25 protein-coding genes and 1 pseudogene are annotated in these 25,782 nt (G+C 64.1%); 13 read left to right on the top strand and 13 right to left on the bottom strand.

Annotated features, from left to right (window positions below):
* Window positions 1-69: 69 nt before the first annotated feature.
* Window positions 70-471 (top strand): MerR family transcriptional regulator, encoded by a 402-nt coding sequence (locus EBMC1_RS11235; protein ID WP_003046453.1) that lies wholly within the window; start codon window positions 70-72, stop codon window positions 469-471.
* Between the two features lie 84 nt (window positions 472-555).
* On the opposite strand, the gene EBMC1_RS11230 is transcribed toward EBMC1_RS11235, so the two are convergent.
* The 7 genes from EBMC1_RS11230 to EBMC1_RS11200 form a co-directional block, all read right to left on the bottom strand.
* Complete coding sequence (locus EBMC1_RS11230) at window positions 556-924, bottom strand: copper-binding protein (RefSeq protein WP_003046451.1); 369 nt, start codon at window positions 922-924, stop codon at window positions 556-558.
* The gene (locus EBMC1_RS11225) at window positions 921-4,055 is read right to left on the bottom strand and encodes an efflux RND transporter permease subunit (RefSeq protein WP_003046448.1); all 3,135 of its coding nucleotides are present in this window, start codon (window positions 4,053-4,055) and stop codon (window positions 921-923) included. Before EBMC1_RS11225 ends, EBMC1_RS11230 begins: the two co-directional genes overlap by 4 nt.
* Entirely contained in the window at window positions 4,052-5,278 is a 1,227-nt protein-coding gene (locus EBMC1_RS11220) for an efflux RND transporter periplasmic adaptor subunit (protein ID WP_003046445.1), read from the bottom strand. Before EBMC1_RS11220 ends, EBMC1_RS11225 begins: the two co-directional genes overlap by 4 nt.
* Complete coding sequence (locus EBMC1_RS11215) at window positions 5,275-6,501, bottom strand: TolC family protein (RefSeq protein ID WP_003046442.1); 1,227 nt, start codon at window positions 6,499-6,501, stop codon at window positions 5,275-5,277. The genes EBMC1_RS11220 and EBMC1_RS11215 overlap by 4 nt, the downstream gene beginning before the upstream one ends.
* Before the next feature lie 66 nt (window positions 6,502-6,567).
* Window positions 6,568-6,990, bottom strand: coding sequence for a hypothetical protein (locus EBMC1_RS18805; protein ID WP_231292908.1), 423 nt, complete (start codon window positions 6,988-6,990; stop codon window positions 6,568-6,570).
* On the bottom strand, window positions 6,899-7,261 hold the full coding sequence (locus EBMC1_RS11205) for a hypothetical protein (RefSeq protein ID WP_003046437.1): 363 nt from the start codon (window positions 7,259-7,261) through the stop codon (window positions 6,899-6,901). Before EBMC1_RS11205 ends, EBMC1_RS18805 begins: the two co-directional genes overlap by 92 nt.
* A gap of 102 nt (window positions 7,262-7,363) precedes the next feature.
* Window positions 7,364-8,185 (bottom strand): MauE/DoxX family redox-associated membrane protein, encoded by an 822-nt coding sequence (locus EBMC1_RS11200; RefSeq protein WP_003046430.1) that lies wholly within the window; start codon window positions 8,183-8,185, stop codon window positions 7,364-7,366.
* Between the two features lie 80 nt (window positions 8,186-8,265).
* On the opposite strand from EBMC1_RS11200, the gene EBMC1_RS11195 reads away from it, so the two are divergent.
* Both EBMC1_RS11195 and EBMC1_RS18125 read left to right on the top strand, forming a co-directional pair.
* Entirely contained in the window at window positions 8,266-8,664 is a 399-nt protein-coding gene (locus tag EBMC1_RS11195; RefSeq protein WP_003046425.1) for a MerR family transcriptional regulator, read from the top strand.
* 642 nt (window positions 8,665-9,306) lie between these two features.
* Window positions 9,307-10,698 (top strand): annotated as a pseudogene (locus EBMC1_RS18125) (TonB-dependent receptor); the annotation flags it as partial.
* 8 nt (window positions 10,699-10,706) lie between these two features.
* Here the strand turns inward: EBMC1_RS18125 and EBMC1_RS11180 are convergent.
* The 5 genes from EBMC1_RS11180 to copC form a co-directional block, all read right to left on the bottom strand.
* On the bottom strand, window positions 10,707-13,058 hold the full coding sequence (locus tag EBMC1_RS11180; RefSeq protein WP_003046419.1) for a heavy metal translocating P-type ATPase: 2,352 nt from the start codon (window positions 13,056-13,058) through the stop codon (window positions 10,707-10,709).
* A gap of 166 nt (window positions 13,059-13,224) precedes the next feature.
* Window positions 13,225-13,902 (bottom strand): class I SAM-dependent methyltransferase, encoded by a 678-nt coding sequence (locus EBMC1_RS11175; protein WP_003046415.1) that lies wholly within the window; start codon window positions 13,900-13,902, stop codon window positions 13,225-13,227.
* A gap of 137 nt (window positions 13,903-14,039) precedes the next feature.
* The gene (locus EBMC1_RS11170) at window positions 14,040-14,729 is read right to left on the bottom strand and encodes a helix-turn-helix domain-containing protein (protein WP_003046411.1); all 690 of its coding nucleotides are present in this window, start codon (window positions 14,727-14,729) and stop codon (window positions 14,040-14,042) included.
* Window positions 14,730-14,761: 32 nt separating this feature from the next.
* The gene (gene copD, locus EBMC1_RS11165; protein WP_003046408.1) at window positions 14,762-15,730 is read right to left on the bottom strand and encodes a copper homeostasis membrane protein CopD; all 969 of its coding nucleotides are present in this window, start codon (window positions 15,728-15,730) and stop codon (window positions 14,762-14,764) included.
* A gap of 6 nt (window positions 15,731-15,736) precedes the next feature.
* Window positions 15,737-16,120, bottom strand: coding sequence for a copper homeostasis periplasmic binding protein CopC (copC, locus tag EBMC1_RS11160; RefSeq protein ID WP_011542702.1), 384 nt, complete (start codon window positions 16,118-16,120; stop codon window positions 15,737-15,739).
* A 164-nt stretch (window positions 16,121-16,284) separates the two neighbouring features.
* On the opposite strand from copC, the gene EBMC1_RS11155 reads away from it, so the two are divergent.
* The 10 genes from EBMC1_RS11155 to EBMC1_RS11115 all read left to right on the top strand — a co-directional run bounded on the left by EBMC1_RS11155 (window position 16,285) and on the right by EBMC1_RS11115 (window position 24,809).
* A complete protein-coding gene (locus EBMC1_RS11155) occupies window positions 16,285-16,530 on the top strand; it encodes a hypothetical protein (protein ID WP_137870392.1) in 246 nt (81 codons plus the stop codon).
* A gap of 2 nt (window positions 16,531-16,532) precedes the next feature.
* Window positions 16,533-16,970 carry a periplasmic heavy metal sensor gene (locus tag EBMC1_RS11150; RefSeq protein ID WP_003046401.1) on the top strand — a complete coding sequence of 146 codons (438 nt, stop codon included), beginning with the start codon at window positions 16,533-16,535 and terminating at the stop codon, window positions 16,968-16,970.
* Window positions 16,967-17,551 (top strand): RNA polymerase sigma factor, encoded by a 585-nt coding sequence (locus EBMC1_RS11145; RefSeq protein ID WP_003046398.1) that lies wholly within the window; start codon window positions 16,967-16,969, stop codon window positions 17,549-17,551. Before EBMC1_RS11150 ends, EBMC1_RS11145 begins: the two co-directional genes overlap by 4 nt.
* Before the next feature lie 119 nt (window positions 17,552-17,670).
* Entirely contained in the window at window positions 17,671-19,506 is a 1,836-nt protein-coding gene (locus EBMC1_RS11140) for a copper resistance system multicopper oxidase (RefSeq protein ID WP_374046507.1), read from the top strand.
* Window positions 19,503-20,714 carry a copper resistance protein B gene (locus tag EBMC1_RS11135; protein ID WP_003046391.1) on the top strand — a complete coding sequence of 404 codons (1,212 nt, stop codon included), beginning with the start codon at window positions 19,503-19,505 and terminating at the stop codon, window positions 20,712-20,714. Before EBMC1_RS11140 ends, EBMC1_RS11135 begins: the two co-directional genes overlap by 4 nt.
* Window positions 20,715-20,806: 92 nt before the next feature.
* Window positions 20,807-21,196, top strand: coding sequence for a DUF305 domain-containing protein (locus EBMC1_RS11130; protein ID WP_223181178.1), 390 nt, complete (start codon window positions 20,807-20,809; stop codon window positions 21,194-21,196).
* Between the two features lie 58 nt (window positions 21,197-21,254).
* Window positions 21,255-21,722: a DUF411 domain-containing protein gene (locus EBMC1_RS11125; protein ID WP_223181175.1), complete on the top strand. Its 468-nt coding sequence runs from the start codon at window positions 21,255-21,257 to the stop codon at window positions 21,720-21,722.
* 26 nt (window positions 21,723-21,748) lie between these two features.
* Entirely contained in the window at window positions 21,749-22,096 is a 348-nt protein-coding gene (locus EBMC1_RS11120) for a hypothetical protein (RefSeq protein WP_003046382.1), read from the top strand.
* 7 nt (window positions 22,097-22,103) lie between these two features.
* Window positions 22,104-22,262 (top strand): hypothetical protein, encoded by a 159-nt coding sequence (locus tag EBMC1_RS18410; RefSeq protein ID WP_231292907.1) that lies wholly within the window; start codon window positions 22,104-22,106, stop codon window positions 22,260-22,262.
* A gap of 75 nt (window positions 22,263-22,337) precedes the next feature.
* Complete coding sequence (locus tag EBMC1_RS11115; RefSeq protein ID WP_003046379.1) at window positions 22,338-24,809, top strand: TonB-dependent receptor plug domain-containing protein; 2,472 nt, start codon at window positions 22,338-22,340, stop codon at window positions 24,807-24,809.
* Between the two features lie 36 nt (window positions 24,810-24,845).
* Here the strand turns inward: EBMC1_RS11115 and EBMC1_RS11110 are convergent, their stop codons facing one another.
* Window positions 24,846-25,751, bottom strand: coding sequence for a LysR substrate-binding domain-containing protein (locus EBMC1_RS11110; protein ID WP_003046376.1), 906 nt, complete (start codon window positions 25,749-25,751; stop codon window positions 24,846-24,848).
* Window positions 25,752-25,782 lie beyond the last annotated feature (31 nt).

Below are 25,782 nucleotides of genomic sequence, written 5' to 3'. Positions count from 1 at the left end.
CAAACTCCTTGTTTCGCGGTAGCGGCAAGTCTACCATCTGTAGTGACTACAGATGCAAGCGGAATCGCAATGGCCCCCTCAAGCACCATCCCCATCGGCGAGCTTTCTCGGCTTACCGGCTGCAATATCGAGACGATCCGCTATTATGAGCGCATCGGCATTCTGCCCGCGCCGGTCCGGTACGGGCGATTTCGCCGTTATGATTCAGCTGGTGTGCGGCGCCTTGCATTTGTGCGCCGCGCGCGCGAACTGGGGTTTCCCCTCGATACGGTCCGGACTTTGCTCCTTCTTGCCGAAGGCGGCGGCCATAGCTGCGATCAGGCGCGCCATATGGCCGAGAGCCAGCTTGCCGACGTCCTCGCCAAGCGCGCCGACCTCGACCGGATGGCCGCTGTCTTGGGCGATCTTGTCGAGGCGTGCGGCGCCGGCGATGCCGGGGGCTGCCCGCTTCTGGAGGCGCTGTCCGACTAGGTTCGAGTACAGCCGTCTTCCGCCAGCGCCCCAAAGCAGCCATTGCGCGCGGCAACTAGGGCCACCGCGCGCAATGGCGGCGCGTTACGGCGCCTTGTCGAGCTTGGTGATCGTCCCGGCCTTGCCGTCCCAATTGAGCTCGAACGCGACCTTGTCGCCGACCTTGATGTCCTTCAGCAGCTCGGGTTTCGCCGCAAAACCCATCGTCATCGGCGGCCATTCGAGTTCGGCGATCGCGCCATGATCGAGCGTGACCTGGCCTTTTGCCGTATCGATCGCGGTCACGGTCGCCGTGCCCTTGCCATGCTTCGTTTCGGCCGGGGCCGCCATGGTCCCTGTGTCATCGGCCATCGCGGCCTTTTCTTCCGTCTTCGGTGCTTCGCCTTGCTTGCCGCAGGCGACAAGTCCAGCGCCGAGCGCAAGGCTGAGCGTAATCGCAGTGAGTTTATTCATGTCGTTTCTCCTTCGGGTTGGACGGGATGAGCCGCACGCCTTCGCATCAGCAGATAGGCGGCGGGAATGATAAGCATCGACAGCAGCGGCGCGGTGAGCATGCCGCCGATCATCGGCGCGGCGATGCGGCTCATCACTTCGGAGCCGGTGCCGGTCCCGACGAGGATCGGGAACAGGCCCGCGAGGATAACCGCAACGGTCATCGCCTTCGGGCGGACGCGGAGCAGCGCGCCTTCGCGAACCGCGGCCAATATGTGGCCGTCGCTGCGATCGGCGAGCGCATGCTTGAGATAGATGAGCATGACGACCCCGAACTCGGCGGCAACGCCCGCAAGCGCGATGAACCCGACCGCGCTCGCGACCGACTGGTTATAGCCAAGCAGATAGAGGAGCCAGAGCCCGCCGGTGAGCGCAAAGGGCAGGGTCGCCATGATGAGCAGCGCCTCGTCCCAGCGGCGGAAGGTCAGGTAGAGCAGCAGGAAGATGATCGCGAGCGTGACCGGCACGACGACCTTCATCCGCTCGGTCGCACGAACGAGGAACTCGAACTGCCCGGTGTAGGAAACGCTGACGCCGGGCGGCAGATCGACATCGCGCGCGATCGCCCGCTGGATGTCCTGCACGAGGCCCTGCAAATCGCGGCCGCGGCTGTCGACGTAGATCCAGGTCACCGGGCGGCCATTCTCGCTGCGCAGCATCGGCGGCCCGTCGCTGACCTTGACTCTGGCCACCGTGCCGAGCGTGATCTGCTGGCGCGACGGCGTCAGGACCGGAAGGCTCGCGAGCTCGCCGATACTGTCGCGCAGCTCGCGCGGGTAGCGGACGCTGATCGGATAGCGGGCGAGCCCCTCGACCGTCTGGCCGATCGTCTCGCCGCCGATCGCGCCCGAGACGATCGCTTGCACGTCGGCGACATTGAGGCCGTAGCGTGCTGCGGCGGCGCGATCGATGTCGACATCGATATAGCGCCCACCAGTCAGCCGCTCGGCCAGCGCCGACGCTACGCCGGGTACGGTCTTGACGACCGCTTCGATGCGCTTGGCGGTGCGATCGATCCCGGCAAGATCCGAGCCCGCGACCTTGATGCCGACCGGGCTCTTGATCCCGGTCGCAAGCATGTCGATGCGATTGCGGATCGGGGGAATCCAGAAATTGGCGAGCCCCGGAACCCGGACCCGCGCGTCGAGCTCCTCGATCAATTTCTCCTCGGTCATGCCGGGGCGCCATTGATCCTTCGGCTTGAAGCGGATCGTGGTCTCGAACATTTCGAGTGGCGCGGGGTCGGTCGCGCTGTCGGCGCGGCCCGCCTTGCCGAAGACGCTCTCGACCTCGGGCACCGTCTTGATCAGCCGGTCGGTCTTCTGGAGTAGGCTCGATGCCTTTGCAGCCGAAATGCCGGGAAGCGCCGAGGGCATGTAGAGGAGGTCGCCCTCGTGCATTTGCGGCATGAACTCGCCGCCGATCTGGGTCATCGGCCAAAGGCTGGTCGCGAAGACGAGGCCGGCGATCATGAGCGCCTTTTTCGGCCGTTCGAGTACCCAGTCGAGCGCGGGCCGATAGGCGCGGGTGAGCCAGCGATTGACCGGATTACTCTGTTCGGCGGGGATCTTTCCGCGGATCAGCCAACCCATCAGCACCGGGATGAGTGTGATCGAGAGGATCGCGGCTGCCGCCATCGCATAGGTTTTGGTGAAGGCTAGCGGCGCGAACAGCCGACCTTCCTGGCCTTCGAGCGTGAAGATCGGAAGGAAGGAGAAGGTGATGATCAGGAGGCTGAGGAAGAGCGCGGGGCCGACCTCGGCCGCGGCGTCGGTGATGACGTGCCAGCGTTCGGCGCCCTTCAGCTCCTCGCCCGGGTGATCGCGTTCCCAATGCTCGAGATGCTTATGGGCATTTTCGATCATCACCACCGCCGCATCGACCATCGCGCCGACCGCGATCGCGATCCCGCCGAGCGAGAGGATGTTGGCATTGAGCCCCTGCAGCCGCATCACGATGAAGGCGATGAGGATGCCGAGCGGCAGCGTCAGGATCGCGACCAGCGCCGAGCGCGCGTGCCAGAGGAACAGCGCGCAGACGAGCCCGACGATGACGAACTCCTCGACGAGCTTCGAGGTCAGATTGTCTACCGCGCGGTCGATCAGTCCCGACCGGTCATAGGTGGTGACGATCTCGACCCCGGGCGGCAGGCTGCGCTTAAGCTCCTCGAGCTTGGCGCGCACGCCTTCGATGACCTCGCGGGCATTCTTGCCTTCGCGCATCACGATCACGCCGCCCGCAACCTCGCCCTTGCCGTTGAGTTCGGCGATACCCCGCCGCGTGTCGGGGCCGATCTGGACCGTCGCGACGTCGCCGACGGTGACCGGGAGCCCGCCGCCGGCGGTGCGGATCGGGACGCTGCGGAAGTCGTCGAGCGATTTGAGATAGCCGCTCGCGCGGACGATATATTCAGCCTCAGCGAGTTCTAGGGAGCCGCCGCCGCTTTCCTGGTTGGCGCGCTTGAGGGCGTCGGCGACGTCGGTTGCAGTCACCCCGAACGCGGCGAGCTTCTGCGGATCGACGATGATCTGATACTGGCGCACCATGCCGCCGATGCTCGCGACCTCGGCGACGCCGGGAACCGATTTAAGCTCGAAGCGGAGGAACCAGTCCTGAAGACTGCGGAGTTCGGCAAGATCGTGGCGGCCGCTTTTGTCGACGAGCGCATATTCATAGATCCAGCCAACCCCGGTCGCGTCGGGACCGATGCTCGCGCGCGCGCCCTCGGGGAGACGGCTTTGCACCTGGCTCAGATATTCGAGCACGCGGCTGCGCGCCCAATAGGGATCGGTGCCGTCGTCGAACAGGACATAGACGAAGCTGTCGCCGACGAAGCTGTAGCCGCGCACCACGCGCGCGCCCGGCACCGAGAGCATCGTCGTCGTGATCGGATAGGTGACCTGGTCCTCGACGATCCGCGGTGCCTGTCCCGCATAGCTGGTGCGGACGATGACCTGGACGTCCGACAGGTCGGGCAGGGCGTCGACCGGAGTCGTGCGCACCGCGGCGATCCCGAGCAAGGTCAGGATCAGCGCCGAAGCGACGACAAGCCCGCGCGCCGCGACCGAGGCGCGAATAATGCGTGCGATCATTGCGCTGGCTCCAGCGGACGAACCGTGAGACCGGTCAGGCTCGCCTCGGAATCGAGCAGGAACTGGCCCGACGCGACGACCTTCTCGCCGGGGGCGAGCCCTCGCAATATCTCGGTCTTGCCGCCGCCTTCGCGTCCGGCGACCACTTCGGCGGGATGGTAGCGTCCGTCGCCCTTCTCGAGCATCACGATGCTGCGCGTGCCGGTGCGGATCACCGCTTCGCTTGGCACCAGCAGCGTTGGCTTGGCGTCCCCGCCGAGCGCGACGACGGCGAACATGCCGGGGCGTAGGCGACCGCCGCGGTTGGCGAGCTCGATGCGCACTGTCAGCGTCCGGCTGTCCGCCGCTGCGGTCGGCAGGATCGCGACGACCCGCCCGGTAAAAGCCTCGCCGGGAAAGGCGGTGAGGTTCGCGGTGGCAGGTTGGCCGATCTTCACCAGTCCGGCCTGCGCTTCGGGGAGCGCGGCATTGAGCCACACCGTTCCAAGTCCCGAGATTTCGGCAAGTGTCTGCCCCGAGGCGAGAGTCACGCCTGCACGGGCATTGAGCGTCTGGACCACGCCGCCGATCGGCGCGCGCACCGTCAGTCTGCCGCCGGTCCGTCCGCTCCGGTCGACCTCGGCGATCACGCCTTCGGGCATGCCCATCAGCCGCAGCCGCTGCCGCGCGGCCGCCGTGAGTTCAGGTTTGCCGAGCTTCTTGACGCTCAGATATTCGGTCTGGGCGCTGCCCCATTCAGGCAATTGCAATTCGGCGATCGGCGCACCGGCGCCGATGACATCGCCAGGCGCGAGGCGATAGACGCGTTCGACGAAGCCGCCCGAGCGCGCCTGGACGATCGCGACATCGCGCTGGTTGAAATCGATACTGCCGTTGACGTCGAAGGTTGCGGCAAGGCTCCCCATTTCGGCCGCGACCACTCTTATGCCGAGGCTCTGACGCGCCGACGGGTCAATCGACACGCCGGGCGCCGCGCCGCCACCCTCGTCGGCATATTTGGGCTCGAGCTGCATGTCCATGAAGGGCGACTTGCCGGGCTTGTCGAACTTCTGGTTCGGGAACATCGGATCATAATAGTAGAGGATCTTGCGCCCGCCGCTTGCCGTCTCGGTTGGTGCATCGCTCTTGCCGCTCTGTCCCAACCAATAACCGCCGCCGCCCGCGATCAGCACCGTGGCCAGGATTGCGACGCGCCAGCGCGCCGCTGATGTTGCATCGGTCATCGACCTGCCTCCCCATAAATATAATTGATCCGGATCGCGTCGCGCGCGACCTCGGCTTCGCGCGCCAGCGCATCGACTTCGGCCTCGGCAAGCGCGAGAGTCGACAGGAGCGCGGTCCCGAGGTCGAGCTTTCCGGCGGCGTAGCTTGCAAGATCGAGCTCGGCGCGCTTCTTCGCGAGCGGCACGAGCCGCGTACGTGCATTGGCGAGCTGCTCATGATGCATGCGGTGATCGGCGAGATCGGCGTCGAGCGCTGCCGCGATGTCGCGCTTGGCAGCCTCGCGGTCGAGCCGGGCGCGCATCGCCTCGCTGGCGCGCGCGGCGATCTTGGGGTCCTGCCGCTTTTTCGAGAAGAAGGGCAGGTCGACGGTGACCCCGACCGTGACGAGATCACCGTAATTGGGCTCGCGGCGCCCATAGGCCGCGTTGACGCTCCAGTCGGGTCGCTTGTCGGCGCGTGCGAGACCGGTCTCGGCGTCGGCGGCGAGGGCGCGGGCATCGAGTGCTCTGAGCTTTGGCAGGGCGTCGATGCCGGCGCGCAATCCTTGTTCGTCGATCGACTGCGGCGGCAAGTCGCCGAGCGTGTCGGCGGCGGGGTCGCCGGTGAAGCGGGCGAGCTGCGCGCGGGCGCGGGCGATCTCGGCGGCGAGCGCGCTGCGGCGATCGTTGATCGCGGCGCGAAGCTGATCGGGTTCGAGCGCCTGCGCCGGGCGCGCCGCACCGCTGGCAAGCCGCGCCGTCACGGTCGATTGAAGGTCCTCGAGGCCGCTATCGAGCAGGTCGAGTTCCTTCAGCTCCTTCTTGGCATAATAGAGATCGACCCAGGCGAGCGCGGTCGCGAGCCTGATGTCCTGCGCGGTGACCGCTTCGTCGGCGCGGGCGATTCCAATGTCGGCCTGCGCGCGGGTCGCGCGCGCGCGGCGTTTGGCGGGGTTCGGAAAATCCTGGCTGACGCCGATGACCTGCATCGTGAAATCGTCGCGATTGAACCGGCCCGCGTCGGGTCCGGTCACCGGGAAATCCTGGAGGACGATATTGAGTTTCGGGTCGGGCAGCCGGTCGGCGGCGATCGCCGCCGATTGGGCGGCGTCGACGCCCGCTTCGCGGCTTTGCAGTTCGGGTGCCTCCGATGCTGCTCGGCTGAGCGCCGAATCGAGCGTCATCGGCTCGGCGTGAAGAGCCGAGGGCAGCGCAAGCAAGGCTGCCGTAAAATATGGGCGCATGATGTCCCCCTGCTGTGGACTGGGCGAAAGCCTCCCCGGCGTCTGTACGCCGGGGAAGAAAGACCGTTACCCTTGCGGGGGCATCCTTTGGTCGCCGGACATATTCTTCATGCAGTCCGCCGGACTCACCTTCATCATGTCGCAGTCGCAATGCGCCATCTGTCCCGGCTTGTCCTTGACCCAGACGCGGACTCGCGAGGTGGTATTGGACTTGTTCGGCCCTGGCACCTGGCGGGTCTGCCATTCATGATGGCCGCCGGACGGTTCTTGGGCGAGGACGGGAGCGGCAAGCGTTGCTGCCGCGAGCGCGGCAACGGCAAAAAACGGTTTCATGTTGAATTCCTTGATTGAAAAGCGTGAAACCGCGCGCCGGGACGAGCCGGTGCGCGTCGGCAATTCAGGCAAGAAATAGGGGCGGGTCGGGTTCGGGGCCGAATGTTCTTCCGGCGAGGCGCCGGACAGGAAGCGGATCGAAAGAGCCGGCGACAAATGTCTTTTCGGCAAGGGGGGTAGCCGGAGAGACGACGGCGGGCGGTAGCGCGCAGCCCATCTTGGCGATGCAGTCGAGCGTGAGGCCCTTGCACGGAGCGCTCTTCTGGGATTTTTTAATCCCCATCATCTCCGCGCATTCGTCGCTCATCGCCGCCGCGAACGCCGTCTCGGCCGACGGGAGCGCGGGCGCCGAGGCGAATGCGGTCTCCTGCGCCAGAAGGCCGAGTAAGGCTCCGACAAGAAGTAGAAAGGTGAGCCAGCGTTTCACGGTCGAAGCATGATCCTTGTCAAACTTGGCGTCAATCTAAACCGGGGTGGAGATCCCGCTCACTTGTTCGCCGACTGTCCCGTCGTGGTTACGCCGGACCCGTTAAGAATGGCCCATTGTCATGGCGGCGGGCGCGACCAGCATCCACAGCGCCATGGCGATCATCATCAGATTTTCGGTCAGTGAGATGAAACCCAGCGGCACATTGCTGTCGCCGCCGACGCAGGCGCATTTGAGTTCGCGCTTGTCGATATACACCGCCTTGAACACCGACACGGCGCCGATGATCCCGATGAACAGCGCCACCGGAATCGATATCCAGTTCAGCGCGCCAGAAATCATCAGGATGCCGGCAAGACCCTCCGCAAAGGGATAGATGGTAGCATAGGGTACCCAGCGTTTGGCGAGCAAGTCATAGTTCAGGAACATGCTCGAGAAGCTCTCGATGTCGCGGAGCTTGAGGAAGGCAAGCAACGCCATGCTGAACCCGATAAACCATTCGGCGGCACGGATTGTGAAGGGCGTGCCCGACACCGCTTGGCTGGCGGCCAGCGCCATCAGCGCGGTGATAGAGAAGAGCGCGATGACGGGCTTATAGGTAAGCGCCTTAGGATCGCGGACTTTCAGACCGAGATGGCGCCTCAGATCGTCAAGACCGCCGATCCGCTCGCCTTCGATGAAGGTCTGCGGCGTCGTCGCGACGCCATGTTTCGCCTTGAATGCGTCGGTTTCCTCGCGGGTCGTCAGCCAGACATCCTCGACGTCATAGCCGCGGCTGCGCAACAGATGCAGCGCCTTCAGGCCATAGGGGCAGATATGCTGCTCCATCACCATGCGATAGATGGTCGCCCGCGGCTTGCCCGAAACCGCCGCACCAGTGTGCGCTGGCGCGCTTTCGTTCGCGCGCTGAACCTGCATATTCATCGATTCGCCTTTCTTGATTCCCGATCGCTTCCCGCTATATAGGCTCCGTACCATAGTACGGAGTCAAGGCCTTGCGTGACATGACCATCGGCCAGCTTGCCCGGCAGGGCGGCGTCAATGTCGAGACGATCCGCTATTACCAACGCCGCGGCCTGTTGCCCGTTCCGCCTCAGTCGGCCAGCGCCCCGTCGGAAGGCCGAGTCCGGCGTTACGACGAGGCGGTTCTGCGCCGTCTGCGCTTCATCAAATCGGCACAAGCAGCGGGATTTACGCTCACCGAGATCGCCGAACTGCTCGAACTCGACGCGTCGAGCGATCGCGCGCGAGCGCGCGAACTGGCCGATGCGCGCATCGCGGCGATCGAAAAGACGATCGCCGAACTCGATGCGGCGCGGCGCGCGCTCATGGGCCTGTCGCGCCAATGCGCTGCCGCCGACACGCTCCACTGCCCGATCATAGCGGCGTTCGAGCAGGTCTAGCCCGACTGGCCTTGGCGGCGGATGGTGCTGACGGCCGGTCTCACCTCCCAACTGGTGTCAATCGGTCGCAAATGGTTCCAGCATCCCGGCTACAAGCGATGGGATGGTAATTCCGGCTGCGACATCGAGCAGAAGGCTAGCGCGGATCGCAGCCGCAGGTCTCGCCGCTGCCGCGTCCGGAGTTGCGACGGCCGTCCGAAGTGCCTGGGTCAGGCGCCATCGAATCTCCGCGGCTAGGACCGGCATCAGAGCGAACAAATAGGCTTCCACGGGGAAGACCTGACCATAGGGTCAAGCGAGCGATTGCGTCACGTGCACGGCGCCGACCAAGGCTCCGACGAGGGGCAGAAGCGAAAAGCGCCGCTTCTGGATGAAGGTAGGAGCCTTTGGGCGTTCCGGATCAACTTCATCCTGGCGATCTGAACAAATCGGGGAGCCCAATTCCAATGGTTTTACGTCGCCCGAACCATTTTTGAGGGATGAGTCGTTCTGGTGCGTAATCAATGTCAGTAGGGGATGTTGGGTGCTTGAACTCGGAAGCCGTAAGCAGCGGCTTCCGGGCATGCATGTTTTTGTCCTCGACTTCCCCGAAACTCATTTGGGCTGCGCGAAAGGGCAGTTCTTCGAAACAGGGGAAGCATAATGAACAAATTATACTGTTATTCGTCGACGAAGCGCGCAATGCAGCGAAGCTCGATGGCGGCGATTGCGGTGGCGGTCGCGTTTCCCGCGCAGGCTCAGGAAGTCCAGTCGGACGGCCTCGCCGAGATCATCGTAACGGCGGAGAAGCGCGAGGAAAATCTGCAGTCCGTTCCCGTCTCGGTGACAGCGATGACCGGCGAGGCGCTTACGGCAACGGGCATATCAAACGTCGAAGACCTCCAATTTTTTGTGCCGGGCGTGTCGATCACCAACGATTCCATGGCGATCATCAATATTCGTGGAATTGGCACCTCGGCGTTCGGCGTTGCGACCGACCCCAGCACGACAGTCCATTATGACGGCGTCTACATCTCGCGCCCGACCACAAGCTATCAGGATTTGTTCGACGTCGAACGCATCGAGGTGCTGCGCGGACCGCAAGGCGTTCTCTTCGGTCGCAACTCCGCCGGCGGCACACTCAACATCATTTCCAAAATGCCTACGGAGGATTTGACTGGCGCGCTGGGGCTCACCGTCGGAAATTACGAGAAGCGCTCGCTGAGCGGCACGATTTCTGGACCGCTTGGAGCGGGCGTCCGAGGCCGCCTCACCTTGCTTGCCAACCAGCGCGACGGCATCTACCGCGACGTCGTCTCGGGACGGCGATACCAAAACGAAGATAATCTCGCTGGACGACTGACGCTTGCGATTGACGCGAGCGACCGTCTTGAGATCGTGTTGCGGGCGGATGCCAGCCGTGATCGCGAGACCGGCGCGCGGTCTGTTCGGCCCTTTTATCCGCAAGGCTTCGTCGATGCGGGGGCGACGATCCCGGCCAATGACAAAGAGGCCGCACTCGACCGCCTGCCGCGTTACGATGTCGATGCCTGGGGCGTGTCCTCGACCATGAACTGGGACGGCGGCCCGGTCACGCTCCGCTCGATTACGGCGCTGCGCAAGAGCAAGGTCGTCCAGGCGCTCGACGTTGACTCGACTGACCTCTTCCTCCGCGATATCGAATTTTACGAACGTTCCCGCAGTTTCACGCAAGAGTTCCAACTTCTCAACAACGATGCGGACAAGCTGCGCTGGATCGTCGGAGCATTCTATCTGAATGAAAAGGGCAACGACGAAATACGGATCATCGAACCGGGTCGTCGGCTCGCGATCCCGGAAAACAATACGACGAATGCATTCGCGCTCTTCGGACAAGCAAGCTACGAACTCATCGACCGCCTGCGATTGACCGGAGGGCTTCGATACTCATACGAAAAAAAGGATTTCGGATATCGTGTCCTGCTGAACGGAAATCAGGTCGATGCCGGTCAGCCCAAATCATCCTGGACCGCCTGGACTCCGAAAATTGGGATCGATTACGACCTTGCCGATGACGTCATGGCTTATGCGTCGGCAACCCGCGGGTTCAAATCGGGTGGATTCCAGCTGGGAGACGGGCGGCCTTTGGCAATGACGCTGACGGACGAGAGTGCCATTGCAGCGGCGGCAATGACCGGCGAGAGCAATAGTCCGAAAATCGGATAGAGCACGCCCGCAGCGACGGGAATCCCGGCGACATTATAGGCGAAAGCGAAGAAGAGATTCTGACGGATGTTCGCCATCGTCGCATGGCTGAGATGCCGCGCCCGCACGATGCCCAGAAGGTCGCCGCGCAGTAGCGTCACACCCGCGCTTTCGATGGCGACATCGGTTCCCGAGCCCATCGCGATGCCGACGTCGGCGGCGGCGAGCGCGGGGGCGTCGTTGACCCCGTCGCCGGCCATGGCGACGATCCGGCCCTCTTCGCGCAGCCGCTGCACGACCGCGCTCTTCTGGTCGGGGAGGACATCGGCCTCGACGTCGTCGATGCCGAGGCGCCGCGCGATCGCCTCGGCGGTGACGCGATTGTCGCCGGTGAGCATGATGACCTTGATTCCGGCTTCGCGCAGCGCAGCGAGCGCGTCGCCCGTCGTTTCCTTGACGGGGTCGGCGATGGCGATGACCCCGGCCGCCTTGCCATTGACCGCGATGTAAATCGCCGTCGCGCCGTCTGTGCGAAGGCGGTCGGCTGCCTCGGTGAGCGCGCCCAGATCGACGTCATATTCTTCAAGAAAGCTCGCATTGCCGAGGACTATCGCCTTGTCGTCGACGACCCCGACGATACCCTTGCCGACCGGCTGGTCGACCCCCGATGGCTCGACCAGCGCGAGGCCCCGGTCCTCGGCGGCCTTGACGATCGCGGCCGCCAATGGATGTTCGCTGCTGCGCTCGAGGCTCGCGGCAATCCGGAGCAGATCCTGCTCCTCGAAGCCGCCGGCGACTTCGATGGCGACGACCGAGGGTCTGCCTTCGGTCAGCGTCCCGGTCTTATCGACGACGAGCGTGTCGACCTTCTCCATCCGCTCAAGCGCCTCGGCATTTTTGATCAGCACGCCGGCTTCGGCGCCGCGCCCCACGCCGACCATGATTGACATTGGCGTCGCGAGGCCGAGCGCGCAGGGACAGGCGATGATGAGCACCGAGACGGCGGCGATAAGGCCATAGGCCATGGCGGGCGCGGGCCCCAGAAGCGACCAAACAACGAAAGCGACAATGGCGACGACGATGACGCCGGGCACGAACCAGCCCGAAACGGTATCGGCGAGACGCTGGATCGGCGCCCGGCTGCGCTGCGCGTCGGCGACCATTTGTACGATCCGCGCGAGCATCGTGTCGCGCCCGACCTTCTCGCTGCGCATGAGCAGGCCGCCCGTCTGGTTGATCGTTCCGCCGATCAGCGCCGCGCCGGCCGCCTTGGTCACCGGCATCGATTCGCCCGTGACCATCGATTCGTCGACCGTGCCGCGGCCTTCTACGACGATGCCATCGACGGGGACTTTTTCGCCCGGACGGATGCGCAGCATGTCGCCGACCGCGACTTCCTCGAGCGCTACCTCCTCGTCGCTTCCATCGCTGCGGACGCGCCGGGCGAGCTTCGGTGTCAGGTCAAGGAGCGCGCGGATCGCGCCGCTCGTCGTCTCGCGGGCCCTGAGTTCGAGCACCTGCCCGAGTAGCACCAGCACCGTGATGACCGCGGCGGCCTCGAAATAGACCGCGACCGAGCCATCGGCGGCGCGGAAGGCTGCCGGGAAGATTTGCGGGAGAATCGCCGCGATCATGCTGTAGCCCCAGGCAACGCCCGTCCCCATCGCAATGAGGGTGAACATGTTGAGGCTCTTGTTGCGGATCGAGAGCCAGGCGCGCTCGAAGAAGGGCCAGCCCGCCCATAGAACGACGGGGGTCGCGAGCAGCATCTGGACCCAGTTGTTCGTCTGGCGGCCGACATATTGGTGGAGGCCTGTCAGATGGCCGCCCATTTCGAGCGCAACCACCGGGAGTGCGAGAAGGAGCCCGATCCAGAAGCGCCGCCGCATATCGCGATATTCTTCGCTGGGGCCGCCCGATGCTGTCGGCATGACGGGCTCGAGTGCCATGCCGCAGATCGGGCAGCTTCCGGGGCCGGCGCGCTGGATCTCGGGATGCATCGGGCAGGTCCAGATGGCGCCTTCGGGTGCATCGGCTGCGGCCGGCTCGCGTTTTGCGGCATAAAGATCGGGATCGGCCTCGAATTTGGCGAGGCAGCCTGCGCTGCAGAAATAGTGATGCTTGCCGCTATGCGTCGCGATATGAGGTGTGGTGGCCGGATCGACCATCATGCCGCAGACCGGATCAGTCGTGCTCCCGCTGCCTTTTTCTGCGCCCTGATGATCGTGCATCGCCGCCGCTCCCGTATGTGTCGGATGCCCGCCTCGCGGCGGGGCGGTCCAAACGCCACCGGTCGAGTTCGCCGTTGGCGTCGTTCCTGGCGGTTCCAGAATGGAGCCGCTTCTATCGATACGCAAGAAGAGCGGTTATCCCTTGGATTTTCTTTGCCCCGTGCCGTCAGGTCCCGGGCTTTCGGGCCTCGATGATCCCGATCGCACCGGTTGGCGTGCGGAACGTCTCAAGCTCGCGAACATCGCAAAAGCCTGCCTCTCTCATCAGCACCGGGAGCAATCCATCGGCGTTGGGCTGGGTGTCCTGGACGCCGTCGAGCTGCTGGATCGTGAGGCGGAACAACAACCGCATGAGGCGGCTGCGCTGTTCCCCATAGTCGGCAACATAGAGTTTGCCGCCCGGCGCGAGCACCTGCCGGGCCTCGCGTAGCAGACGTGCCTTTTCCTCAAGCCCGACCTGATGAAGGACGAGGCAGATCGCAATCTTGGCAGGCGGGGGCCAGTCATCGATCGCCGAAGCCGCGAAAAAGCCAACTCGAAACTCCGGCGGTGGAACAATCTGCGCGGTCTTCGTTCGGGCAATTCGCGTCGCTGCCTCGTCGGGGTCGAAACCAAGATAGCGGACGTCCCGGCTATGGCGAGCGATCGCCAGCGCAAGATTTCCCGTACCCGAGCCGATATCGAGAATGACGTCACCCTCGCCGAGCGCCATATGGCGAACGAGACGGTCGCGCCACACGCGCTCGCGCGTTGTCACCGCGACGCCGAAATCATAAAAGGGCGTCAGGAAGTGATATCCTGCCGCTGGCGTGTAGGATCTTGCTACGGGTTTCGGGTCGGGCATGGCCGTCTCCTTTCGACGCTTTGGCTTGCCGCCGGATTGCGGCCGCAATCGCCGGTCTCGACGAGACGCTTAAGGGCAAACAGGCGCGGCAGTCTTGAATGTTTCGCCGGGGCGACGCGGTGCGAGGCGCATCCGGCTCAGGGCACGATTTCGAACGCGAAGGCACTAAGGCCGGCCGAAGGCGTCACGCCTAGCCATTGAGCGCAGCGGCGCGTGAAGTGCGACTGATCGGCGAAGCCTCCCGCCGCCGCGGCGTCGGCAAGACCTCCGCCGCCGACCAGCGTCCGCACGGCGCGTTGAAGCTGGAGCCATTGCAGCAATTTGGCCGGAGGCACGCCGAAGTCGCGGCTGACGATTTCGCGGAGGCGCGAGGGCGAAAGGCAGGCGACGTCGGCCAAGGCGCGCGCGGTCGACAAATCGTCAGGGGCCGCGAGCACTTCGGACAGGCGGGCATCCACCGGACGCGCCTGCGAGCGGTCGAGATAGTCGGACGCCCAGCGCTTCGCGTCCGCGCCGCTTGCGATGTCACCTAGTCCGGCTGTCTCTATCGGCGTCAACAGGACAGGCGCCGATCCGGCGGACAGCCGGGTGCCGGCACGAAAAAGCGGGTCGAGATAAAATGACCGCACGAGGGCGCCCGGCGGCCCGAGGCGGTGCCGGACATGCGACGCTATCGCAATGGCGTGTCCGGCGGGAACTATCAGGTCGGCATCACCGGAAATTTCGAGGTCGCGTTCGATGGCGAGGCTGATCTGGTGCGCCACATGGTTATGGGGACGGCTGCTCCCGATGCGCGCGTCAATGAGCGCCCAGCCGGTCCCGAGCATGATCGAACCCGACCAAGAGGCGGTGCTTGGGGTCAAACCGGATCGGCGGTGACGAAGGGTTCGAGCGTACCGAACCAGGCAACCAGCGCGAGTATGGCGAGCGCGGCCGACGCTTCGATGATGAGGCTTCTGCGCATGGCTGCAATCGCGAGGTCGGGGTCGGCGTCGACATTGTCGGTATCGGTCCCCGGGACGGCGGCCGCGAGCGCCGGGGTCAGCCGCCAGCGGTTCGCCGCCGCGAGCGCCAGCATCAGTCCGAACAGCGCAAGCTTGGCGAGAAGCAATTGTCCATAGGGCGAGCCGAGGGAACGGCCGAGATTCTCGGCGCCGACGATCATCTGGCTGTTGACGAGGCCGGTGGCGGCGATGACGAGGACGCAGATCGTACCGACGCGCGAGAATTGATCGAGGCTCCGCGCCGCAATTTGGAGTCCGCCCGGCCATTCGCGGACACGACGTGGTGAGATCAGGATCAGGAAGGCGCCGATCGCGCCGATCCAGACCGCCGCTGCAATCAGGTGCAAGATGTCGCTGATCCGGTGCACGGTGCCTGCGGCGCCTTCGGTCGCGCCGGCGTGGCCGGACCAGACCAGACTCGCGACGGCCACCGAGCCCGCGGCCGCGAGTACGGCGGCCGAAGTTGTCGGCCAGCGGACCATCCAGATCGCGACTCCCAGCGCGAGCAGCAGCGCTGCGCTCCGGTAGACCCAGGCTGTGCCGACCTCGGTCTCGCGAACAAGGTCCCAAAAAGGCTGGAGTTCCAGGGAGAGGAGCCCCACACCCTGCATCGAAGCCGCGAGCACGCCCATCCCCAAGATGGAGAGAAGCAGTCCGGCGGCGCAGAGCCATCGCTCTGCGCGCCAGATCGAGGCCATCATCGACTGCGGCGCAAGGCGTTCGCTCCGTGTCAGCGCAAAAAGCGGGAACGCAGCAAGGCCGGCGATGAGCATCAGGTCCGCATAAAGTGCGAACCTGATGCCGATCAGAACGGGGTCCCCCACCGTCTTTTACTTTACGGTGAAGCTGAATTCGCTGCCCATGCGGTGGGTATCAGCGCCCGCCGCCGACCATGTGACCTTGTAGGTTCCGGCTGTCAGCGGCCGCTTGAGCATCAGCATCGCCGACTTGCCCTCTTTGCCCATCATCGACGAGTAAGGCACCTTCATCGGGGCATGATTGGCCATGCCGGGCATGCCGGTCATGACCAGCTCGGTCTTGAGGGTCGAGGCGACGATCTTTTCGTTGAACTGAAGATTGACCGACGTGACCTTCGAAACGGTCGAATTGGCGGCGGGCGTCGAGCTGACGAGCTTGGTGTGCGCGCTTGCCGTGGCCGGCATGAGAAGCAGAGCGAAAGCCGCCGCTGCAGAGGGGAGAAGAGACTTGAACATGAACACCTCCAAATGCGTGTCTGTCCTGCTAATACGCAGGATATCGGCATGGCCCTCAAATATTCCGGAATAATATTCTGGTGTGAGGGGTGAGGCGCTTCGGCGCGTATGTACAATGATGGAAAGGTTTGAAGAGACGATCGATGGATAAGGAGCTTCGCATTTTGAACAGGATCGATCTGCCCGCAGCGCTCGATGCGCTCGATGATCGCATCATGGGCGCATTGGCGATCCGCCGGCGCGAAGCGGTAGCGATGCGCCGCCTGATGGCGCTCGCGGCCTTTGTCTCGCTCGGCGGCGGTGTCTTTGCGGGGAGTGCGATTTCCCAGCCGGCGGTCGCGGCAAGCCCCCTGACCCCATTCGGCCCGCCTAGCGCATTGGTGCCTTCCACCTTGCTGGATGTACAGTAGCGATGCCGTCGCGCCGTCTTCTTCTCTTGGGGCTCATTGCCTTCGCCGCGGCGATTGCCGGCGTGTTCATCGGCCGTCTGGTAGCCGATGCGCCCAAAGCCAGCGAAACCGAACTTCATGCGCTTCTCCACGGCCAACTCGACCTGACCCCGGAGCAGGAAAAGAAACTCGAGCGGATCGAAGCCGACTTCGCCGGTCGCCGCCAGGCGCTCGAACTCGAGATGCGCGCCGCCAATGTCCGGCTCGCGCAGGCGATCGAAGCCGAGCATGGCTATGGACCGCGCGTCACCGAGGCGATCGACGAGACGCATGAGGTGATGGGGACATTGCAGAAGGAAACGCTCCAGCATCTCTTCGCGATGCGCGGGGTTCTCAACCCCGATCAAGCGGAAATGTTCGACAAAAGCGTGGTCAAGGCGCTGACCGCCGATGCGCGGTGAGCGCCGACCTATCGCAATGTAGCGACCAGGATCTGGCGGCCTTTGCGCGCGCGCACCGCGAAGACGCCTATCGCGAGTTGCTGCGCCGTTACAAAACGGGCGTCTACCGGCTCATCGTAAAGCAGATCGGCGATGCCGACGAGGCGATGGATTTGACGCAGGAGACGTTCGTCTCCGGCTTTTCGGCGCTCGATCGCTATGATGGCGAACGCCCCTTCCGCACATGGATCGCCCGTATCGCGCTCAACAAATGTCGCGACTGGGCACGACGGCGAAAGGTGCGCGCCTTTTTCTCCCGCGCGCTCCCGCTCGAAAATGCGCATCACGTAGCAAGCGATGGTCCTGGGCCCGATTCCGCGGCGACCGACAGGCGAGAGCTCGCCAGGGTTCGCGGGGCGATCGATCAGCTGCCGCAGAATTTGCGCGAAGTGTTGCTCCTCCGCGGTGTCGACGAGGTCAGCCAGGCCGAAACAGCGGTCATTTTGCGGGTCAGCGAGAAAACAGTCGAAACGCGCCTCTATCGAGCGCGGACCAGGCTCCGGGAATTGCTCGCGGGAACATCTGCGAGCGCCGAGGGTTGAGGGTTCGACCGCTCGTTCAGGCGGCATCTCCTCATCGTCCGGCATTTTTATTGAGGGGCAGGCGTGCCGCCTGCGTATAGCTTTAGGAACAGTCAGTAACGGTCGGAAAGAATATGCAGATGGAAAGGCGTCGGTTCGTCAGTGGAGCTTTGGGTGGAGGGGCTGCTGCGGCGATGGCCGCATGGTTCCCGGCCTGGGCCCAGCCGGTGTCGTCCGGCATCACCGCGCCGCTTCCGACCGTATCCGGCAATGACATAACGCTGCGCATCGCGCGCCAGACGATGCGCATCGACGGCAAGGTCAGTCGCGCGATCGGGATCAACGGCACCGTGCCCGCGCCGCTCGTCCGGCTGAAGGAGGGACAAAACGCGCGCCTCACCGTCGTCAACGATCTCGACGAGGACAGCTCGATTCACTGGCACGGCCTGATCCTGCCGTTCCAGATGGACGGCGTGCCCGGCGTCAGCTTCCCCGGGATCAAGCCGCGCTCGAAGTTTGTCTATGAATTCCCGGTCGTTCAATCGGGGACCTATTGGTATCACAGCCATTCGGGGCTTCAGGAACAGCTCGGCCATTATGGCCCGATCGTCATCGATCCCGCGGGCGCCGACCCGATCGGCTACGACCGCGAGCATGTCGTCGTCCTGTCCGACCACAGTCAATTGTCGCCCGAGGCGATCTTCCGCAAGCTCAAGGTCAATCCCGGCCATTTCAACATGCAGCGCCAGACGCTGGCGGGCCTGCTTGCCGGCAAGGATCAACCGCTCAAGGAGCGGATCGATTGGGGCAAGATGCGGATGGACCCGACCGACGTCGCCGACGTCAATGGTTCGACCTACACCTTCCTCGTCAACGGCCATGGTCCGCGCGACAACTGGACCGCGCTCTTCAGCCCCGGCGAGCGGGTACGCCTGCGCATCGTCAATGCGTCGGCGATGACGATCTTCAACGTCCGTATCCCGGGCCTCAGGATGACCGTCGTCCAGGCTGATGGGCTCAATGTCGTGCCGACCGAAATCGACGAGTTCCAGATCGCGGTCGCCGAAACCTATGACGTCATCGTGACCCCGGTCGAGGACCGTGCTTATACGCTCGTTGCCGAGGCCAATGACCGCTCGGGCATGGGACGCGCGACGCTCGCACCGCGCGCTGGCATGGTCGCCGAGGTGCCGCCGCTCCGCGAACGGCCGCTCGCGACCATGAAGGACATGGGCATGGGCGACATGTCGGGCGGCGCGATGGCGGGTATGGACCATTCGGGCGGCGATATGGGCGCCATGCCCATGCCGGCGAGCGACCCTTCTTGTCCTCCCGAACATGCCAAGATGGGCCATTGTACGCCAGCGGGGGAAAGCGGCGCGATGGCGGGCATGGATCATGGATCTGGCGGAGGCATGCAGCACAGCATGCGCGACTTCAGTGTCGCGCCGCAGGTCAAGCGCGATCCCAGCGTTCAGACGATCTCGCCGATGCCGATGGATCGCATGGGCGAGCCGGGGCAGGGACTGGAGAATGTCGGGCACAAGGTGCTGACCTACCATGACCTTGTCGCGCTCGAGCGCAACCCCGATACCCGCGCCGCCTCGCGCTCGCTCGACATCCATCTGACCGGCAATATGGAACGCTTCATGTGGTCGTTCGACGGCATCAAGATGTCCGACTATCACGAGCCCATCCCCTTCATCGAGGGAGAGCGCGTGCGGATCAACCTCATCAACGATTCGATGATGAGCCACCCCATCCACCTCCACGGCCATTTTTTCGAACTGGTGACGGGCAAGGGCGACCGGTCGCCGCGCAAGCATACGGTGCTTGTCCAGCCGGGCGGCATCGCGAGCTTCGATTTCACCGCCGACGCGCTCGGCGACTGGGCGTTCCATTGCCACCTTCTCTATCACATGCACGCGGGGATGATGCGCGTCGTCAGCGTCCGTCCGAAGGGAGACGGCGAATGACCCGGGTCGCGCTTCTCCTCGCGGGTATCGCCCCGCTGGCCTTTGCTGTGCCCGCCGCGGCGCAGTCGATGGATCATTCGATGCATGGTGCGGCGCCCGCGCCGACACCCGCTCCCTCGCCAACGCCAGCACCCGTAGCGCAGTCCGCGCCCGAAGCGCCCGCCGAAGGGTCGATGGAGCAGATGGACCATGGGAACATGCAGGGCATGGACATGGAACCCGAGGCTTCAAGCTGCCCGCCCGAACATGCGGCGATGGGTCATTGTACGCCTGAGGCGGAAGCTCCAGGCAAGGGCGCTTCGGACATGGGTGCGATGGATCATGGCGCACCGCAGCCGTCCGATCCCGATTGCCCGCCCGAACATGCCAAAATGGGCCATTGCACCCCGAAGGGCGGATCTGCGGACGCGATGGCGGGAATGGAAGGCATGGCGACCACGAGCAGCGCTAGCGGCACCGATTTGCCGCCGGGCGATGCTACCGCGCCTGCGCCTCCCGGCGACTGGTATGCCGATCGCATTTATCCCCAAGCCGAAATGGAGCATTCGCGCCACGACATGATGAAAGAGAATGGTGCGCAGACCATCGCTTTCATCAGCTTCAACCTTGCCGAATATCAGGCGCGCAAGGGCCGCGACGGGTTCCGCTGGGACGGTGAGGCTTGGTACGGCGGCGACATTAACCGGCTGACGATCAAGAGCGAAGGCGAGGGCGTGTTCGGCGAAGGCATCGAGAGCGCCGAGGTACAGGCGCTCTACAGCCGGGCGATCGGACCCTATTTCAACGCGCAGGCGGGTATCAGGCAGGATCTTGGGCCCGGCCCCGACCGCACCTATGCGACGATCGGCTTCGAGGGGCTCGCCCCCTATTGGTTCGAAGTCGAGGGCGCGCTGTTTCTTTCGAACAAGGGTGATCTGCTCGCCCGGCTCGAAGGCTATTACGACCAGCGCATCACCCAGAAACTGATCCTCCAGCCGATGGCGGAGGTCAATTTTGCGCTCCAGGATGTCCCCGAGACCGGCGTTGGTTCGGGGCTTTCGGATTTCGAGCTCGGGCTTCGCCTGCGTTACGAGGTCGTGAAGGAATTCGCGCCTTATGTCGGCGTCGAATGGGCGCGCAAGGTCGGCGATACCGCGCGTTTTGCCCGCGCCGCGGGCGAGGATGCGAGCGGCGTCAGCTTCGTGATGGGGGTGCGGGCCTGGTTCTAGAAGTTTCGCGGGGTGGCGACACGTCGAGGAGAAATGCCGTGAAACCAGCCTATCGCAGCCTCGCGCTGCAGACGATCGTCAGCGGCGTCATCATGTATCTGGTGATGTTCGTCATGATCGACCGCCTCTCGAGCTTCTACAATAATCTCAACATGCTCTACATGACGCTGATGATGGTCTCGCCGATGGTCGTGCTGATGATCGTCGCAATGCCGGGCATGTTCCCGTCGAAACGTCTCAATACGTTCCTGCTGCTGGGATCGGCAGTTGCCTTCTTCGGGAGCTTCGGGCTCATCCGGACACAGACGACGATCGGCGACACGGCCTTCTTGCGTTCGATGATCCCGCATCACTCGGGCGCGATCCTCATGTGTGAACAGGCTTCTCTCAAAGATGCCGAGATACGCGAACTCTGCCGCGGCATCATCGCGGGGCAGGCGGCCGAAATCGAACAGATGAAATCCATTCTCGCGAGGAAATGACATGAAAAATCTGATGACGCGCCGTCATCTTTTCGGCCTGATTGCGGTCGGATCGGGGATGGCGCTTGCGGCATGCAATTCTGCCTCGGGCCCGGCGGCGACCAGCGATAAGAATGGCGCGGCGCCCGCGCCGGGCGCCGAGACGTCCAGCCCCAAGCGAATGCTCGTTTATCGCGATCCCGAATGCGGCTGCTGCGAAGCTTGGGCGGATATCGCACGCAAGGCCGGTTATGATGTGACTGTCGAGAACCGCGCTGACATGGCCGCCGTAAAGACGCGATATGGTGTGCCTGGCCAGCTGGCGTCGTGCCACACGGCCGTGATCGGCGGCTATGCGATCGAGGGTCATGTGCCGATGCGGCATGTTGCGAGACTCCTCCACGACAAGCCACGCGACATTCGCGGAATCGCCGTGCCCGGCATGCCGCGCGGTTCTCCGGGAATGGAAATGCCGGACGGAAGCGCGGACGCATTCGAAGTGATGGCATTCGGCAGCGACGGCAAGGTTTCTGAATTCCGCGCATGACCTGCCGACACGAAGAGGAGACAGATATGACGAGATTCATTCCCCTAGCGAGCGCCGCCGCGCTGATATTTGCTCTGGCAGGATGCGGCACTGAGCCCGCGCAGCAGAGCGACGTCACACCGGAACAGAGTGAGGTCACTGCCGGTGAGCCGCCCGCAATGGTCGAGACCATGCCCGTAGCGGACGAGCCGCCCGCCGCGTCTGCCCCGGCGGCGCCGACCGAAGAAGCGATGCCTCCGGAGAAATCCCGCCCCAAGCAAGAACCCGCCGCGAAGGCCGCTGTGCCGCCGCGGGCAAAGGCCGCGCCGGAAGCGCCGAAACCTGTCGAACCCGAACCCGATCCTCATGCCGGGCACGATATGGACAAAAAATAAGGAGCATGTGCCGACGCGGCATGTCGCCCGGGCGGTCGAGGACAAGCTGCGCGAAGTGTCCGGCATCGCCGCGCCCGGCATGCCGCGCGGTCGGGCGCTGCTCGATGCCGCAGCGAGAGATATAACCATATGGAATAACCATCTCGTTTATAGCGATGAGTGGTGATTATTTCTGGTCATGCCAAGGCCGCGAAGATAGCTCGGTGGCGAAGCCGAGAGCTTTCGCAAATGGGAGGGGACCATGAGAAAATTGCTTCGCACGAGTGGCTCGATTATCGCCGTCCTGGCAGGCATGTCGGCCGCCGCCGCCTTCGCGCAGGATAACGCCAAAGAGGCGCCGGGGCCAGGCGCGTCGCAGGGCGAAATCGTCGTGACGGGTACGCGGCGGAACGATCTCAAGGCGGCCGATTCCGCTCAGCCGATCGACATCATCACCGGTGCCGAACTGCTCGAAAAGGGCACGGCCGACATGAATGATCTCCTGCGCACCGAGGTCCCGTCGCTCAATGTCCAGCGCCTCGTCAGCAACGACGGCGCCGTTTTTACCCGGCCTTTCTCGCTGCGCGGCCTGCCGCCGGACCAGACGCTGGTGCTCGTGAATGGCAAGCGGCGCCATCGCGGCGCGACGGTCCAGTTCACCAATGTTCCCTATATCCGGGGATCGCAGGGACCCGATCTTTCGGCGATCCCGTCGATCGCGATCGGCCAGCTCGAGGTTCTGCGTGACGGCGCGTCGGCGCTCTATGGATCGGATGCGATCGCCGGCGTCCTCAATTTCGGTCTGCGCCGCGACCGCGAAGGCGGATTGCTGATCGCCCGCTATGGCCAATTCTATAAGGGCGACGGCGAGGATTTCCTCGTCCAGGGCAATGTCGGGCTTCCCTTCACCGACGCCGGTTTCGTCAACATCAGCGGCGAATATGTGAACGCCAGCACGACGTCGCGCGGCATTCAGCGTCCCGACGCGCAGGCGCTCATCGATGCCGGCGTTCAGGATGTCCCGGTCCCGGCGCAGCGCTGGGGAAATCCCGAATCCGAGGCGGCGCGCATCTTCGTCAATGCCGGCATCGAACTGTCGGACGAGATGGAATTCTACACCTTCGGCAACTATAGCTGGAGCCGCGGCACGACGGCCTTCTTTTACCGCAACCCCGATGCCAGCTTCATTTCCACCTCGATTCCGCTCACCAATACGCCCGGAGGACAGCGGTTCAGCTTCCGCCAGCTCTTTCCCGGCGGTTTCACCCCGGATTTCGGTGCCACGGTGACCGATGCGGCGCTGGCGGCCGGCCTCAAGGGCGAATTCTCCTCGGGCCTGACCTATGACCTCAGCGCTTCCTATGGTCAGAACCATGCTTCCTACCGGATCGAAAATACGGTCAATCCGTCGCTTGGCCTCGCGTCGCCGACCTCCTTCAAGCCGGGGCAGCTCGAGCAGCGCGAACTCGCTTTCAATCTCGATCTCACTTACCCCATCGCGATCGGCACCTCCGATCCGCTGACGCTTGCAGGCGGTCTCGAGTATCGGCGCGAGACATATGAGATCACGGCCGGCGACATCGCATCATGGCAGGTTGGTCCTTTCGCGTCGGTCATCGATCCCGATACCGGAAACCGCGTCGGACTGCCGGTCGGCTCGAACGGCTTCCCGGGCTTCAGTCCCATCCAGGCGGGCGAGTTCGCGCGCAGCAACTGGGCCGCCTATACGTCGCTCGAAGGCAATCTCACCGACGCGCTCCAGTTCGGCCTTGCCGGCCGCTACGAGAATTACTCGGACTTCGGCTCGAAATTCACCTGGAAGATCAACGGGCGATATGATTTCTCGGACGTCTTCGCGGTGCGCGGATCGGTCAACACCGGCTTTCGGGCGCCGACGCCGGGCCAGTCGAACGCCTCGCAGGTCCAGACCAACATCGACTCGATAACCGGGGCGCCGCTGACCGCAGGCATTATCGCGCCCAACAATCCGGTGGCGCAATTCTTCGGCGCGACGCCGCTTCGGCCCGAGAATTCGTTCAACGTCGCCGGCGGCATCGTGGTGAAGCCCTCCAATCGCATCACCTTCACGCTCGACTATTTCAACATCAAGGTCGAAGACCGGATCGCCGTATCGGGCAATTTCAATCTCACCCCGGCGCAGCGTGCGCAGCTCGCGGCGCTTGGCATTCCCGGTGGGGATTCCTTCCAGCAGGTGAGCTTCTTCACCAATTCCTTCGACAGCCGCACCCAGGGCGTCGATGCGGTGCTCACCGTGGGCTTCGACCTCGGCGACGGCAAGGCCACGCTCGGCCTCAACGGCAACTATACCAAAACCGATGTCATCAAGGCCTCGCCGGTGATCACTGCGGACCGCGAGCGGCTGCTCGAACTCGAGGGCTTCGTTCCGAAGTGGAAGGGCAATGCGTCCTTCACTTATGCGGGCGAGCGCTTCGGCTTCGTCGCGCGCGCGAACTATTATGGCAAATGGACCGACTATGGCGCCGCACCGGCTGCCGACCAGACGGGCGGCGCCGAACTGCTGGTCGATCTCGAGCTGTCCTACAAGGTTAGCGACATGCTCAAGCTCGCGGTCGGCGGCGAGAATATCTTCGACAATTACCCCGACGTCGAGGCGCGGCAATCCCAGATCAACAACGGGATCCGATATCTCCGCTTCGCGCCGACGGGGTTCAACGGGGGCTTCTGGTACGTCCGCGCGACCGCCTCCTTCTGATCGGTGGCCGTGAGGGCCGTGCGGCGTCTTGTGTCTTCAGCTGGCGTCGGAGCCGAACATCGCGTCGCGGTGGGATTCGAGCACCGCGATAAAGGCCGCAGCGACTTGGGACATCGGCCTCAACTTCGGCGTGAAGAGCATATATTCGAAATGGACCTCCGGCGCGAAATCACGGACCGTAAGGCCCCGCTCGGCATAATCCGCTGCGGTCACGGGGTTGAGAATCGAACATCCGACCCCCTGCATGACAAGCGCGCAGATGGTCATCGCATATTGGGTTTCGATGACCATCTCGCGGTGGACGCCCGCGTCCTCGAAAATGCGGTCGATGCGGTGACGCACGCCGTCCTCGAGCGCGAGCGAAATGAAGGGCTCGCCCTCGAGATCGGCCGGCCGGATGACGTCCTTGACGGCCAAGCGGTGGCCGGCAGGGAGAACGCAGGCGCCGGGGCAGCGCAGGAAGCGCTCCATCCTTATGCCGGGCAATTCGCGCGCCGGCGTCGCGAGCCCGATGTCGAACTGCTGGTTCGCCATCCATTGCCGCACCGTCGAGGAACTGCGGGTCTGGAGCTGAACGGTGACGCCGGGATGTGTCTCGCGAAAGGCCGCGATCACACGCGGCAGGAAACTGACCGCGAGCGCCGGAAGGGCGGCGATCCGGAGCGTGCCGGTCGCCATGTTGCGGATGTCTTCCGCTACCCGCTTCAGGGCCGCAATGCCCGAGAAGCTCCGCTCGACTTCGTAGAAAAAGGCGTCGGCTTCGGGCGTCACGGTGAGCGCGCTGCCGCGCGATCGCAGGAAGAGCTGAAAGCCCAGCTGATGCTCGAGCTCGGCAAGCATCTTGCTCACCGCGGGTTGCGACAGGTTGAGCGACTGCGCGGCCTGGGTGACCGATCCCGAGAGCATCACGGCCCTGAAGGCTTCGAGGTGACGCAGGTTCATCGGACATCGCTCCCTATAGCTATTTCTTATG

The sequence above is a fragment of the Sphingopyxis sp. MC1 genome, assembly GCF_000371385.1.
In the GTDB taxonomy this organism is placed as follows: domain Bacteria; phylum Pseudomonadota; class Alphaproteobacteria; order Sphingomonadales; family Sphingomonadaceae; genus Sphingopyxis; species Sphingopyxis terrae.
The sequence above is the reverse complement of the archived record's forward strand: the minus strand, read 5'-3'. Positions and strand labels throughout refer to the sequence as shown.

Excerpts from the sequence above, each read along its gene's own strand:
- EBMC1_RS11235 (WP_003046453.1), top strand. The coding sequence starts at position 70 with ATGGCCCCCTCAAGCACCATCCCCATCGGCGAGCTTTCTCGGCTTACC.
- EBMC1_RS11230 (WP_003046451.1), bottom strand. The coding sequence starts at position 924 with ATGAATAAACTCACTGCGATTACGCTCAGCCTTGCGCTCGGCGCTGGA.
- EBMC1_RS11225 (WP_003046448.1), bottom strand. The coding sequence starts at position 4,055 with ATGATCGCACGCATTATTCGCGCCTCGGTCGCGGCGCGCGGGCTTGTC.
- EBMC1_RS11220 (WP_003046445.1), bottom strand. The coding sequence starts at position 5,278 with ATGACCGATGCAACATCAGCGGCGCGCTGGCGCGTCGCAATCCTGGCC.
- EBMC1_RS11215 (WP_003046442.1), bottom strand. The coding sequence starts at position 6,501 with ATGCGCCCATATTTTACGGCAGCCTTGCTTGCGCTGCCCTCGGCTCTT.
- EBMC1_RS11200 (WP_003046430.1), bottom strand. The coding sequence starts at position 8,185 with ATGAATATGCAGGTTCAGCGCGCGAACGAAAGCGCGCCAGCGCACACT.
- EBMC1_RS11195 (WP_003046425.1), top strand. The coding sequence starts at position 8,266 with ATGACCATCGGCCAGCTTGCCCGGCAGGGCGGCGTCAATGTCGAGACG.
- EBMC1_RS11180 (WP_003046419.1), bottom strand. The coding sequence starts at position 13,058 with ATGCACGATCATCAGGGCGCAGAAAAAGGCAGCGGGAGCACGACTGAT.
- EBMC1_RS11175 (WP_003046415.1), bottom strand. The coding sequence starts at position 13,902 with ATGCCCGACCCGAAACCCGTAGCAAGATCCTACACGCCAGCGGCAGGA.
- EBMC1_RS11170 (WP_003046411.1), bottom strand. The coding sequence starts at position 14,729 with ATGCTCGGGACCGGCTGGGCGCTCATTGACGCGCGCATCGGGAGCAGC.
- copC (WP_011542702.1), bottom strand. The coding sequence starts at position 16,120 with ATGTTCAAGTCTCTTCTCCCCTCTGCAGCGGCGGCTTTCGCTCTGCTT.
- EBMC1_RS11150 (WP_003046401.1), top strand. The coding sequence starts at position 16,533 with ATGCCGTCGCGCCGTCTTCTTCTCTTGGGGCTCATTGCCTTCGCCGCG.
- EBMC1_RS11140 (WP_374046507.1), top strand. The coding sequence starts at position 17,671 with ATGGAAAGGCGTCGGTTCGTCAGTGGAGCTTTGGGTGGAGGGGCTGCT.
- EBMC1_RS11135 (WP_003046391.1), top strand. The coding sequence starts at position 19,503 with ATGACCCGGGTCGCGCTTCTCCTCGCGGGTATCGCCCCGCTGGCCTTT.
- EBMC1_RS11130 (WP_223181178.1), top strand. The coding sequence starts at position 20,807 with ATGTATCTGGTGATGTTCGTCATGATCGACCGCCTCTCGAGCTTCTAC.
- EBMC1_RS11125 (WP_223181175.1), top strand. The coding sequence starts at position 21,255 with ATGGCGCTTGCGGCATGCAATTCTGCCTCGGGCCCGGCGGCGACCAGC.
- EBMC1_RS11120 (WP_003046382.1), top strand. The coding sequence starts at position 21,749 with ATGACGAGATTCATTCCCCTAGCGAGCGCCGCCGCGCTGATATTTGCT.
- EBMC1_RS11115 (WP_003046379.1), top strand. The coding sequence starts at position 22,338 with ATGAGAAAATTGCTTCGCACGAGTGGCTCGATTATCGCCGTCCTGGCA.
- EBMC1_RS11110 (WP_003046376.1), bottom strand. The coding sequence starts at position 25,751 with ATGAACCTGCGTCACCTCGAAGCCTTCAGGGCCGTGATGCTCTCGGGA.